This is a genomic window from Snuella sedimenti (genome assembly GCF_016428595.1).
In the GTDB taxonomy this organism is placed as follows: domain Bacteria; phylum Bacteroidota; class Bacteroidia; order Flavobacteriales; family Flavobacteriaceae; genus Snuella; species Snuella sedimenti.
In genome coordinates this window covers 166516-181171 of record NZ_JAELVQ010000004.1, presented here as the reverse complement: position 1 = coordinate 181171, position 14656 = coordinate 166516, and the positions used below count along the sequence as shown (strand labels likewise).

Sequence of the window (14656 nt, the reverse complement as noted above, 5' to 3'; positions counted from 1 at the left end):
ACTATTTCTTGTTTAACCAGTAATGTTCAATTTCCTCTAGGGTTTTTCCTTTGGTTTCAGGCAATATTTTTATAACTAAATATATGGATGGCAAAGTTAAAAGCGCAAAGAGCCAAAATGTCCCATATGGCTTTAGGTTTTCTAAAAGCCACGGTACGAGTTGTCCAATACCTGTTGCGCCTATCCAAAGCGCAAAAGTTGCTATGGACATAGCAAACCCCCTTATGTTTGTGGGATATATTTCAGATAATAACACCCAAATAACAGGCCCAAAAGAAAACGCAAAACAAGCTACGAAAATTAAAATAAATCCAATGAGCAAGTACGGATTATCGACCTCCATATAAAACAACAGACCTATAATAACTAATGACAAAATGATGCCTGATATACCGTAAACGAGTAGTTTCTTTCGACCAAACTTGTCTATTTTCCATATTGCTATTATAGTAAAGAGCACATTTACTATACCTATAATAACCTGGCCTCCAAGGGCATCTCCCAATTGCAAACCGGTCTCCTCCAACAATCTTGGCCCATAATAAATTACTGCATTTATACCGCAAAGTTGTGTAGAAACAGCCAGGATAACACCAACCATCAAGGCTGTTTTAAATCCTCCTTTAAGAATTGACCTAAAATTTATAGCAATGCTTTTTATATTGCTTTTGTATATCGCCAATTCCTGTTTGGCTTCTTTTTCACCAACAATTCTTATCAAAATACGTTCGGCCTTATCAACTTTATTTCTACCCAAATACCATCTTGGACTTTTAGGTATTATGAGCAACAAGACCAAAAACAATAAAGCCGGTATGGTCTCACTCCCCAACATAATGCGCCATACCTCACTTATAAATATGTTTTGAATGGCACCGTTAGAATTTATAAAAACATTGGATTCACTTATTCCCAAAAACCATGCATTGGTAAAATAGGCCACTAATATCCCAAAGGTGATTGCGAATTGATAAAGCGAAACGAGACTTCCCCTGATTTTTGCCGGCGCAATCTCAGAAATGTAAAGTGGCGATAAAATAGAAGCCAAACCAACACCTATACCCCCTAGTAGGCGATAGACAATAAGCGCTTGAAAACTTTGGGACATCATACAGCCAAAAGCTGAAACCCCAAATAAAATAGCCGATACAATAAGTATTTCCTTCCTGCCATATTTATCGCCCAAAATACCGGCAAGTAAGGTACCTGTAATTGTACCTACCAAAGCACTGCTCACATACCAGCCTTCCATCACAGCATTTAAACTAAATTGGTCCCGTACCAGACTAATGGTTCCGGATATAACTGCTGTATCAAAACCAAATAAAAAACCGCCTAGGGATGCTATAAATGCTAATTTGTAAACAATGCTTTTATTCATAGAGTATGTTATTTTATAATCCTTGGTTTAATGCCGCTATGATTCCTTTTATATACCCAATGGTAAAGGAACGTCCTCTTTCTTCCCAGGATCCGTCTCCAATCATTTTGGGGACATGTCCGGGCATGATCATGCCATTGAAGCCTACATCCTTTAATTTTTTGAGTACGGAAACGGGGTCATAATACCCTGGCATATCTACAAACACCTCGTTTAATTTATCATTATTAACCAACGAGTTTGATACCGTTTGAAAGTGTACATACACTAATTTATCCTGCTTTGCAAAATAGTCTGTTACGGCATTGATATCTTCTCCCATAGCTGAAAAGTTACCCAGGCAATACTGTAATCCATGGTTTTCACTTTCTACTATAGACATGGCCTTTTTATAGGCTTCAAAACTTCTAAAAAGTTGGGGCACACCTGCCAAACTTGGTACTGGCGGGTCATTGGGATGTAAGGCCAATGTCACTCCAGCTTCTTCGGCCACGGGCAAAACGCCTTCAAGAAAATATTGGTAATAATCCCACATTTCTTCTTCTGAAAATACACGCCCATGGGAAAGTGGTGCCTTTTTAAAATCGTTAAGGTCTATACTCATAGAATGCGCGCCTCCTCGAATTGGGTAGGTAGTTGAGGAACGCCAAACGCCTGTGGGCGTCCAACCATAACCTAAAACTGGAATTCCGGCACTACCCATGTTAGCAATGGTTTCCTGTACATGTTTTAGTTGTTCTTCTCTACCGGGTTGTCCCATCATTATTTTATCGTAAAACGAAAATGGCATGTTTTCCAATGCCAAAAATCGAATGCCAGCATTTTCTACCGTATTGCGAAGCATCAATAGGTCCTTGTATTCCCATTGACGGTCACCTGGCAGTGGTAAATGATCAAAGTTGGTATCAATCAGATTATTTCTGTACATGTTTAGGATGATATCATCGACACCCAATTGCTTAATGAGTGTCAACTTTTCCTCGGTTGGATGCATAAATGATCCAAAGCCCGGGCGCATGGGTAAATTTGCCCATTTTTCTGTTTTTAACAGTCTTACCATATTTGCTGTATTTTTCTTATTGGTGGTTATTTATTTTTTGATGGTAAACGATTCACCGTAAAACTTTGTGGCCATTAATTTATCATCTTCATAAACAGAAAATGTCTTTCGCATTAATTGAACGCCAAATTTTCTTCCTTTCCAAACTACATTCGTTAATGTTGCCTCGCCAATATCCTCATGATTGAAAGGTTTAACCGTTAATTCGTCCGCTTCCATTTTTATCCCAAAAGTTCCAAATACAATGGCCTCTAGACCTGCGCCTGCGGCAATTTGAACTGGCATGGACGACCTATCTTGCTCTGGCTCGTCAATACGCGGATTTTGAGGCAAATAAGGAAAATGGTCAATATACCTAATATTACGCTTTAACACATCCCAACCTTTTCCAGCAAAACCTTTCTGATACAGGTTACGCGAAATACGTCCCGGCATTCCGGCATATTGACCGCCACCGCCCCAATCGGAGTCGATTAAATCCCAATGCACACTGTCGCGACGAGCTATGGAATAAACGCCATATTTGCCTAAGAATTCGCCTTCCTGCAAATGGCTTACCAACTTATACGCCTGATGATCGGGAAGATAATCGGTACCCAGTAAATCGAATAAGTGATAAGTCCATATAGTGCCTTTGGTTCCGTTAGGGTAATAATTATCAAACCAACCCAGCTCTTCATTCCACATGTACTCATCAACCAACCCTTTAAGTTTTTCAGCATCCTTAAAGAATTTCTGTTCCAATTTACTTTCGTTTCTTTTCTTAGCCCAGTCGGCCATGGTATAAAGCAGATCGATAGTAAGCGTATTTGTAATTGGTACAGCATGGTTGTAGCCATCGGTGCGTATTTCAATAATCTTTTCGGTATTGTAGCCCACATCAATTAGCCCTAATTCGTTAGTGTAGTTGTCCTGAAGCTCATCTACCCAGGCCTGCATCCATTCCCATACAGTTTTTCCAGCTGCTTTTTCATCAAAAATAGTATTGTCTCCTGTATGCCTTAAATAGGCTTCGAGCATAGTTTGAAGAGCAAATGGTTCCTGAATATAGAGCATGTCCCAATAAGCACCGTTCCACCCCACATAGGTCCTTTTCATCTTTACTTGCTCAAAATCGGTAATTATTGCTCCTTTTAAGCTTTCTGGTTCTAACATGGCCAGTAAATCGGACGTGTATGAGTTGTCCCAGCTAATGGTATAAGGCCAGGTCCCCACAGCCCAAAACACATCTGAAATGAAATTGGGGTTTTCATAACGGCACATTAGTACGGACAATAAGCAGCGATAGTAATAAGCTTCAAGTTGTTTATTGGTACTCGTGAATTTTGGTAGTTTATTGTAAGACCAAGCCAACATTTCTCGTGTTTTTTTATCGGCCCTTTCCATACGTTCTTTAATGTCCGACTGGTAAATTTCGGGCGCCCCGTTTTGAGGCTCGAAAAACTTAACGGCAAAATAGTAGGCTTCGGTTTTACCCGGGGCAATGCTAATTTCAAAGCCTTTGTCACTGGTTTCTTTTATAGAAGAAGACACCCTAGCACGTGCTACATCACTTCCAAAAGTGAACACATCAACAGAGGAGGCTTTGGTATTGCCTTGTTTAAAATGACATTCCATGGTTTCAACAAACTGATTGGGAATGATGGTCATATTCAAATCCTTGGAATTCCGGTTGGTAAGCACCAGTTTGATGAACACTTCATCATCATCAAACGAAACATTGGTCCAGCTTTTGGCTGAAAAACTTACCCTTTTATGGTTGTATTCCTTATGGAATGTAGCCGATCTGAAATATTGGTTGGGCTGCCATTTCTCGTCCTGTGTGACCATAATGGAGGGCGAGTTTGGGCGGAAGTTAGAACCCAAGGGATCATAAGCTGTACCATCGTCTATATACGATTTCCATTTCGTGGGCACATCATCTTCAATTAGTCGACCAGTACCTTTATCAAAAAAGTTAAGGTTGAATTCGTAACGTTGAGCACTAAATGGTAGAAACTGAACGTTTGTAAACTGGGTTACGCTATACTGCCTAGGAGACACATAGCCACGATAGTTGACCAATAGTACTTGCTCATCATCGAAAGCCATATCTTCCCTGTCCATGGCATAATATTCTGGATCGGCTGGCGTAAATGCCCTTTGCGCCGAAGCCTCTATGACCGATCCAAAAAACAGTGCCAAAATAAACAATACCAATCTTTGCCTTTTCATAATATCTGTAATTTAATGTTTCTATTTTATCCAAACACAGCGTCGCTAATAACACCAGTCGCTTCCATGATTGCTCTACCATGCCAGGATTAAGACTACTTTGCTCAAGACATTTATTGTATAGAGATCTATACCTATTTAAAATAACTAGTACTTTATAACTAGTGTTAAGTTAAATATGAAAAAATCATTTCCCACTAATAAAAACATTGAACTTCAGCAAATTTAGCCACCACATAGTGTTAAAAGTGATATGATAATTTCCAATGTTGAGTCAATATTAACATAAGAACCAAAGAAATTAAATCATTGAGATTCCATTTTATTCATTGGTTCTTCTTTCATTTTAATGAGTTTATGAATCTTCGGTTTTACGGAAATGAGAATTCCAACGAAAACCCCGATGCATAATACCAAGGGATTTTTGTCGATCAAGGCCATTTTCTCTTTAATACAAAACACGAAACCCAAGCTTTTAAACTTAAAAACACTTGTTTCCAATGCCTTTAAAATGCTTTTTTATTTTTTTCTATATATTGAGAAGGTGTTTGCCCACCATTAAGTTCTTTGAATTTCTTATTAAAATGTTGAATGGTAATGAATCCTGAATGCAACGCTACATCTCCTATGGGCATCTTTTTGTTTTCCAATAACATTCTTTTTGCGTTGTTTATTCTATATTCGTTAAGAAACACAAAAAATGACTTTCCGGTTTTTTGTTTGAAAAGTCGACAAAAAGAAGGTTTGGTTAAACATGCCATGTCGGCCATATCCTGTAAGGTAATTTTATTTTCAAAATTATTCCTGATATGGTTAAATACTTTATTCATAAGGTTGTGGTCCTTACTGGTTAATTGTGGGGTATAGCCCGGGCTGGCCAGGAGATCATAATCTGTGGCTTCTGTTAACTGAAACAGAAGGTCGAATACCGCAATCCATTTTCGCAAGCCATTTTTTTCATTAATTTCCAAAAACAACGATTCAATTTGCCTACTGGTCTTTTTGGAAAAGCTTATGCCCCTCTCTGCCAATTTGAAAAGTTGAACCAGTGGTTCCAATTCCTTAGCCCTTTTAAACATGCCATTCATAAAGTCTACTGGAAACTGAAGCGTAATCCTTCTGCTTCTTTCTTCCACATCCTCCAAATGAGCCTTGCTCTTATTGTTGTTCATCCATATATGCGGCAAATTAGATCCCACTAATATCAAATCCCCAGCCTTAAACCTGGATGTATGGTCGCCTATATACCTAATGCCCTCACTTTCCAAGATTAGGGTCAATTCGCACTCGGGATGAAAATGCCAAGGATGATTAAACGCGGGAAGGTCTATATAGGTACATCGAAATGGTGTTTCCTCATCAAATATTATTTTGTAAAAAGAAGCCTTCATTTTTAATTTTAACGCTAAAACTACCTTTAAATTTACTCAAAATTCACCTAATTTAATTAATCCAATCGACTAAAAATGGTATACTTGTATTACCTACCAGCGTTTGTTAGAGGTTATGAGCAATTACGCCATACCTATTCCTTATTATAAATTTGTTGTTCTTATACACTTCATAGGACTCTGGCTTCAGGATAACATCATACAAATGCCCTCGATATCTAAAGCCCCTAAGTTCAGATTCACCTATCTCCTTGTTATAGTTGGGGTTGACACTAATTGAGCCATCCTCATGAAGCGCTATCCCAAAAATGCCATACCAAATGGCTTCCAGTGCCGCTCCCGACGAGATTTGCATAATCCCTCCAGTCTTAATTTCAAAAGGTTCATCGGCTCTGGGCGATTGTGGCATAAACGGAAAGTGGTCGGGCAATAAGGCTATTCTTTTCATGATCTCCCATGCCCGTTGTGGCTCGTTATGCGCGTATAAACTCTTAGCTATACCCAGTGGCGATCCCATATAAAAACCACCGCCACCAAAATCGCAGTCCAATACATCCCAGTGTACCTCATCTTTAGGCGAAATGGAGTACATGCCATATTTTCCCAAGAATTCGCCCTCCTTAATATGGGCACTTAACTTGCTCCGCTCATTAGGTGTTAGCACAGGTGTCCCCAAAAGATCGAATAAGTGAATCGTCCAGATGATGTCCTTTGATCCATCATTATACATATTATAAAACCATCCTTCTTTATCGTTCCAAAGCTCTTTATGAAAAGCTTCATTCATTGCGCTGGCCCATGTATCGTATTTTTTCGAATCTTTATCTTCTCTTGTCTTAGCCCATTGTGCTAAAGTGTGGTAAAAATCAATGGCCAATCCGTTAACCACGGGTACGATATGATCGTAACCGTCGGTCCTTATTTCTATCAGCATCTCATTGGCATCCCCCATATTGATTAATGGACCTGAAGTACGAAAATTGTCATTTATGAAATTGGCCCATTGTTTCATCCATTCATAAACGGTATACTTTCCGGCCTTTGTATCCAGTATGGATGTATCTCCAGTATACTTTATATACGATTCAATAAGGATTTGCAAGGCAAAGGGATCCTGTATGTAAAGAATATTTGCAGCATGCTCACCATTCCTCCCTATGTAGGAGGATTCCATTTTTCCGTATTTTAAAACATCTACAACAATAGTTTCAACTATTTTAGGGTCTACCATGGCCAAAGCATCTGCCGTAAAGGAAAAATCCCAGGCAACGGTTAGCGGGAACCAACCAATCTGCCAGTAAGGATCATGTATAAAATCGTCTCGTTCCCATCGGCTAAGGTACATGGTACCAATAACCCGCTTATAGAGGTTCATTAGCTTTTCATTGTCGGAACGGAAAGCAGGAAATTTAGATGCAATGGTATTAAATTGTCGGTTGGCATCTGCTATGGCCTCATTAATTTTATTTTCAATTTCCGGCTGAAAGTATGCAGGTGCCTGTTCGTTCAAATCGGTCGCCTGAATTGCAAAATGCTTGGTAATGGTTGATTTAGGGGGAAGCACCCATTTGATCCCAGCTTCGGTTCTTTCCGGCAAATCGGAGGAAACGGTCATCCTAGCCTGCTCTGTATCTACCACAAAAGCCTCCTGCCCCATTTGATAGGGCTTTAATATCAGTTCCAAACTAATGTCGGCTCTGTTTTCCAAGGTAATAGCCATTAAAACCTCATCTGTCTTATTGGACACATAGGTTTTGGTTAGAATACCGAATGAAATCCATTTACCATCTATCTCCTTATGAAAAGTTCCATTCTTTTCATAGTAATATGGAAACCAGGTCTCATGTTGCGGAACCGTAACATAGGGCGCTCCTGGCCGGAAATTCCATCCTAAGGGATCATGGGTTTCTATGGTTTCATGAACATTATCCCTTACTACCGTGCCTGTCTTTTGATCTACAAAGTTAAAATGAAACCGATAATCGGCTATATGGTGCTTAAACTCAAAACCGTTAAACCCGGTAAGTGTATATCTTCTTGGGTATACTTTGCCCCTACCGTTAAATATCCACAATTGCTGATACGCATGTGGTGCAATGTGTTTTCTGTCCATAGCAAGGTCATCTATTACTATAGACTGAGCGTTTCCATTTAGAATGATTGCAAAAAATAATATTACAAAACTTAATGAACTTCCCCTTGTTGTTGAAGTTTTTAGTAATAAACGACCTTTCATCTGTTTATATTTATTGATTTATATATGCTTATCTTACAAGTAATTTCAAAGTTTGACTTTTTTCATCACCTCTCAGTTTCACCTTAACAAAATACAATCCGGATTTATATCCCGATGTATTAATCTCTACAAAATTTTCATTGCCGATATGGTCTTTACGGAAGTATACTCTTGCTCCCAATTGATTTAAAACCGTAATGGATTCTATTGGATCTTTAGCTCGCACGGTCACCATATTGCTGGCTGGATTTGGATATAATCTCAATTGATCTTTTATTATCAAATCTTGCTCTTCGGATGAAGCTTTAGTTCCATTTGCAAATTTTGAGGTTACTGTTGATATTAGAGTTGGGACATTAGCGTTTATCTCAGTGTTTAAAGCCCTCAGTAAACATTTGGAATTTGTGTAATCGGTATCGGTCCTGCTGTCCCAATACATGATACCACCCATGTTTTGAGCTGCTACATAGGCGGCCTTCTTCTTTACCGTGTCCACTCCATTAAAAATTGCAGGATAATTATTTATCTGTACGGTATCTTTTTCTGTTTCAAGATTAGGATACACATCAAGAATACTTTTATACGTTATTTCGGTACCATTGTTCATTGCATAAAAGGGAAGCCCCATAACCAGTTTTTTCGCTGGATAACCATAATTAATGAACTTATTGTAATCGGCAACAAAACGATCGTATGGGAACAGTTCTGTTTGGGGACCATAAATTTGCATTCCAATAAAATCTACGGCATTCATTGCTGAGGGGGTTAAGCTATAAAAATAGGAGTGCAACGACACGCTAAATATACTACTAGCTGGTAATGAATCATTCACCGTTTCAATTAGGGTATTGTAGTCTGCCCATTCCTGTGAGGTATAGTTCCATTCAAAATCAAGGTCTACCCCATCTAAATTATATTCGTTCAGGAAATCTTTAACATGGTGCGCAAAGTTTCTCCTTCCGGTTTCGGTTTTCATCATCTTCTTATAATCTCCTGTTGCTAAACCTATCCTGAACTTAGCACCTTCTCTTCCATTAAATATCTGCTTTATAGTATTGATGTCGGTTCTAATATTCTTCAAATCCTTGGCTGGCGCAACAGAATCATTCACCTTCCAGTAAGCACTCATCAGGCTATAATCCCACCAGGTTTTATTAATCTCCCCATTCATATAGCTTGCTATTTGGCCTGGTGTTCTGTAAACACCCCACATCCTGATCTCGTCCAACTTACCCTTGAAACCATTCCCCAAGTAGAAATTATCATTGCCACTAGGGCAAGTTGCAGGAATGGTAGCTCCTGAAGTATTATACCATGGTGTTACAGCCGAACCATTGATTGTAATAGCGATCTGACCAAAAGCTGGATTAGAACCTTTATAGGAAAAAGCGATATGGTTCCAGCTTCCAACCGTAATGCTGTTATCGACAGCAGCATAAGTGTTTCCATTATTGTTTACATGGAAATACAGCCGTTTACTGGCTACTTCCCCCAATTGGATATCTACTTTATTGGTCCAATCATTACCCTGCTTTAAGAAGATGGTACTATTTTCTACCCATTCGTCAATATAGACCCAGGCCTCGAAAGTAAATTCACCCGTAGCGTTTAATAATCCTTTATTACAATTTGCACTTGAGCCAGCTCCGTTAAACTTTAACACGCCGTTTCGCCCTGAGTAGCTACTAAGATAATCTACATTGGTTAACACACCATCGTTATCTGGATAGGACACACGAATCTGCCCTTCACTATCGGGAGCTGCTCCAAATAGAATAAGATCATTATTGTTTAAAAGGTATTCATCTTTTATTTCACCTATTTGATAAAATCCTTCCCTTATATAAGCACTAACAATTTTATAATTAAAATTATCATTTCCAGATACGACACCTTTGGTAACATTTCCGGAAACAGAGCCATGATGAGTTCCTTTATAATCCACGACATTAGTTGATTGGTACTGGTCTCCTGTATAATATACAACAAGGTCGCTGTAATAAGGGTGGTATGTATTGATGGTATTTCTATACTCTATTTCCAAACCGCTTAAAGTTCTGGACCATACCCTAAGTTCATCAATTTTCCCGTTAAAGTCTCTTCCTATTACTAAATCACCCGTGGTTGAAGGTGTTAATGAAGGGAGTACGCCTTCATAATTTGAAAACCACTTATTGGTAACCTCTGTTCCATCAATATACACCTTCATTTGGTTATAGGCTGACCCTCCTCCATTATAGGCCACGGCAACATGGTGCCAGTTTCCAACACTTATTGCCGAATTATCTATAGCCATATAGGTATTGATGCCATCTGAAACGTGAAAATAAAGACGCTTAGAAGCAACAGGACCAAGCGACATACTAATCTTATAAGTCCAATTTGCGCCTTCCTTCTTATAGATATAGGCACCTTCATTCCATTGATCTATATATATCCATGCTTCGACCGTAAATGCAGAAACGCCATCAAGCGCATTAACGTCTCCTGCAGACACATAGGTGTTAGATTGTCCATCGAACTCTAAGCAACGGTTGGTTATCTGAGCACTTAATGTATTTGTAAGCAATACACTTATAAGCAAAATAAAATTTCGCCATAGCATAGAGGTATTCTTGATCTTTTTAGGGTAAAAGCTTCCTGTGCAATAAGGTTTATTGCATGATAATTTACAATTCATGATTTATGGTTTAGTTTAGTTAATACATTTTCAACGAGTAAATAATCTCTTTTCTTCTATAATAGCTAAGTAGAGGCTGGGTCTTTACTGGCTAACTTTTTATAGTCCTATTCCTATAACGAAACTAAAATTGCATACCACCACGCCTGTATAAAATTTATTATTCCTTTTTTATTCTTACCAACTGCAAATAATCGTTATTCTTGGCAAACAGGATGCCTGTTTCGCCATTTGCCAATCGCATTTTTTTAGCTGCTTTTACTTCGCCTTTTATCATTAAACCACTTTCATAAGGCATTTGTGACTTAAAGCCTCCTTTCCCATCTCCTAACAACAGACCACCGTAACTGGCATCTCCCCTTGGGGTCTCAACTTCCGAACCATATAAATTACCTGCATATACCACATCGGAATGTCCATCCTGATCGATATCGTCTACAACCATTGTATTAATAGCCGCCAACTGGGCTAAGTTATCTAGGGGCTTTAATTTAAATTGTCCATTTCCTAAGTTTTCCACATAACAACTGGCAAAACTTTTTACTTGGTAATGGGTTGACTTTTCTAAATGCTCTGTAGAATAAATATCCTGTAAACTGGCCGTTGCAAAAGAGTGATAATCTTTAAATTTCACTTTAATGGCCGGTATTTGTTGCGAGGAACATTCCCTACCTCGTACAGGTACTTGAACACCTTTACTAATGTAACTTAATACGATATCCTTTTTACCATTATTATCGTAGTCGTAGGTGTATAAGCTGAAAGGTGAATCGGGTTTGGCCTTGTATTTATAGTTCTTACCCAAATTGCCCATGATAAAGTCCTGATCGCCGTCGTTATCAAAATCATAACTTTGCATACCAAACCACCAGCCAGTAGTATCTGAAAAACCAGCGGCATCACTTTTGTTTATAAACCTACCGTTTTCATTTTTTAAATAGGTAATGCCCATCCATTCCCCTATAATGATCAAATCCTTATGGCTATCGCCATCCATATCCAGCCATTCGGCTTGGGTTACCATGCCTAAGTTTAATAAATCGGGGGCTACGGTTTCGGTTACATCAACAAATTTAACCTCGTTGGAAGTACTTTCATTTTTTAAAATGTAGCTTTTAGGGGCTGTTGGGTAATTTCTGGGTGTTATTCTTCCGCCTACAAACAAATCCAAATCCCCATCATTATCATAGTCTGATGCAACCACTGTAGAGCCGCTTTCGGTCATTTCAGGTAAGGCCCCAGTAGATTTTTCAAAAACACCATTCCCTTTATTAAGGTAAAACCGGTCTTGGTAATAGGCATTCCCCCGTCTGTATTCGTTACCTCCAGAAACCACATAAAGGTCTAACAATCCATCGCCATTGGCGTCAAAAAATGTAGCGCTTACATCTTCTTGCTGCTTGTCGTTATCCCATATTTCAGTTGCTATTTCCGAGAATGTCCCATCTTCATTTTGACGATACATTTTTCCTGAAGCCCTGTTAGCCCCTCCAATATAAAAATCGTCCAACCCATCATTATCTATATCTCCAACAGCAAGGGCTGGGCCATACTGTGAGGTTTTATGCGGCAATAATACTTGGTAACGAAAATCATCGAACCAATTTTCTTCGTGCTTATAATTTAATTGCGCCGTTTTTGTTATATCTGAAAAATAAGACTTTGTGGTCTTCGCTGTTTTAGATTCAGTTAATACCGCGCTTTCATAATTGACATTAAGCGTCTGGTTTGCTTTTACATTATGAAGTATTTCTTCTTTACCATCCTGCCAAAGTATTCTAACTTCTTTTACTGTTTCACTTTTACCAACTCCAAAATGGACGATCGGTTCTACAGACGATTGAAACCCTCTTGTTAATGTTACTTCTTGAAATTGACTGTTCGCTCCATCCTCAATCCATATTTTGGTTCCCAATCCAAACGCATTGGCTTGGGGCCCTTGTAACTTTAATCTTAAATAATGGTTCGATTTGTTGTTGCTTACTTTATTTTCATAGATGGTACTTGTATCGTCCAAATTATTAACCACCAAATCCAAATCACCATCGTTATCTAAATCGGCATAAGCCACACCGTTAGAAAAGCCTTTTAAATTAATACCCCAACTTTTAGATACATCTGTAAATGTTAAATCTCCATTGTTTTTAAAGGCATAATTTTCAATTTTCTCTGAAGGTATCTTTTTGGTAAGATCTAAGGGGTTGCCTTTTTCAAAATCCTTGATCTCATCACTCCTAAAATAATCACTGTTGTTTATGTCCCTTCTTACACCATTGGTAACATATAAATCCTTGTAGCCGTCGTTATCAAAATCGGCAAATAGAGAAGCCCAACTCCAATCTGTAGAGGAAACACCAGCAATTTTAGAGATATCTCCAAAATGGGGCAATCCTATACTATCATTCCCCATATTTAATTGTAAGGTATTGATAGAGTACTGATGGTGCATATCGTGGTTTACAATATTATAAAACCGTTCGGGATCCATGCTATCCATATTTTCTTTGGCCCTTCTATAGCTTTTGGGCATCATGTCTACCTGGTAAAAATCCAGCAAGCCATCATTATTAAAATCGGCTACATCTGAGCCCATACCAAAGTAAGCCGTATGATTTGTCAAATTCAGGTTTTGGTCTGAAAACGTCCCATCTTGGTTATTTATTAAGAAGTAATCTGGGGTACTAAAGTCGTTAGAGACATACACGTCTGGCCAACCATCTTGATTATAATCCCCTACGGAAACGCCAAGAGATAAAGCATATTTTGCCAAGCCCGATGCTATGGTAACGTCGGTAAATTTCCCATTGCCTTCATTTTTGTATAGCCTGTCACTTTTATCGTAAGGGGACCGGTCGCGATATGCCAAATAATCTGAAATACTGGTACGCGAATCAACAATTGGGTAGTTTATCACATACAGATCCTGATCGCCATCCAGATCGTAATCGAAAAATACGGCCTGTGTACTGTTTCCGGTATCGGCTACACCATAAGCTTCAGCGGCTTCGGTAAACGTTGGTATACCATTCTCATTAGCGTCGTTTATATAGAGTAAATTTTTTGTAGTGGTCCATTTTCCGGAAACACTAACATAAATATCCAGCCAACCATCCTGATTGGCATCACCCATGGTAACGCCTGTTACCCAACGGTCATCTCCCGCAACTTTTGCTTCTTCTGTAATATCCTTAAATTTTAAACCGCCTTGGTTCAAATACAATTTATTCTCTACCATATTGCCGGTAAAATAGATATCCTGCAAGCCATCATTATTCACATCGCCAATAGCCACGCCACCTCCCATGTAAATGTACATATACTCAAAATAGTTTATGGAATCGTTTTCTGTAAGATTATTTGCAAAATTAACCCCTGTTTGTTGAGCCGTTAATGCTGCAAATAATTTTTCATTCTTAGATTCCCTTTTATCAACAGTACAATTGATAAAAAGCATTAAGACTACATTTAATATTGACCACTTAATAAAAGTTGACTTAGATATTGGAGATACTCTTAAATTCTTATTTAACATCATCACTCTATTTTTTTAAGATCCCACTTATTTTTATTTTATATAGAAACTATCTTAATCTATTCCTAAAACCCCAGGCACAACATACTTTTCCTGTTTATGTTTAAGAAAAATAGGTCATCAAGACTACCTTGTGTTTTAAATGCCACAAGCCCAACTATA

Annotated in this window: 7 protein-coding genes; all 7 read right to left on the bottom strand. The window is 38.5% G+C overall.

Features of this window, described 5'->3' with window-relative positions; all coding sequences use genetic code 11:
• Position 1 precedes the first annotated feature (1 nt).
• The 7 genes from JF259_RS05140 to JF259_RS05110 all read right to left on the bottom strand — a co-directional run bounded on the left by JF259_RS05140 (position 2) and on the right by JF259_RS05110 (position 14416).
• Positions 2-1381 (bottom strand): sugar porter family MFS transporter, encoded by a 1380-nt coding sequence (locus JF259_RS05140; protein WP_199114111.1) that lies wholly within the window; start codon positions 1379-1381, stop codon positions 2-4.
• 13 nt (positions 1382-1394) lie between these two features.
• Positions 1395-2441 (bottom strand): mannonate dehydratase, encoded by a 1047-nt coding sequence (locus tag JF259_RS05135; protein WP_199114110.1) that lies wholly within the window; start codon positions 2439-2441, stop codon positions 1395-1397.
• A 30-nt stretch (positions 2442-2471) separates the two neighbouring features.
• The gene (locus JF259_RS05130; RefSeq protein WP_199114108.1) at positions 2472-4655 is read right to left on the bottom strand and encodes a glucosidase family protein; all 2184 of its coding nucleotides are present in this window, start codon (positions 4653-4655) and stop codon (positions 2472-2474) included.
• A 506-nt stretch (positions 4656-5161) separates the two neighbouring features.
• On the bottom strand, positions 5162-6046 hold the full coding sequence (locus JF259_RS05125; RefSeq protein ID WP_199114106.1) for an AraC family transcriptional regulator: 885 nt from the start codon (positions 6044-6046) through the stop codon (positions 5162-5164).
• Between the two features lie 106 nt (positions 6047-6152).
• Complete coding sequence (locus JF259_RS05120) at positions 6153-8282, bottom strand: GH36-type glycosyl hydrolase domain-containing protein (protein ID WP_199114104.1); 2130 nt, start codon at positions 8280-8282, stop codon at positions 6153-6155.
• A 28-nt stretch (positions 8283-8310) separates the two neighbouring features.
• Positions 8311-10962, bottom strand: a complete 2652-nt coding sequence (locus JF259_RS05115) for a LamG-like jellyroll fold domain-containing protein (RefSeq protein ID WP_199114102.1) — start codon at positions 10960-10962, stop codon at positions 8311-8313.
• A gap of 160 nt (positions 10963-11122) precedes the next feature.
• A complete protein-coding gene (locus JF259_RS05110; RefSeq protein ID WP_199114093.1) occupies positions 11123-14416 on the bottom strand; it encodes a VCBS repeat-containing protein in 3294 nt (1097 codons plus the stop codon).
• Positions 14417-14656 lie beyond the last annotated feature (240 nt).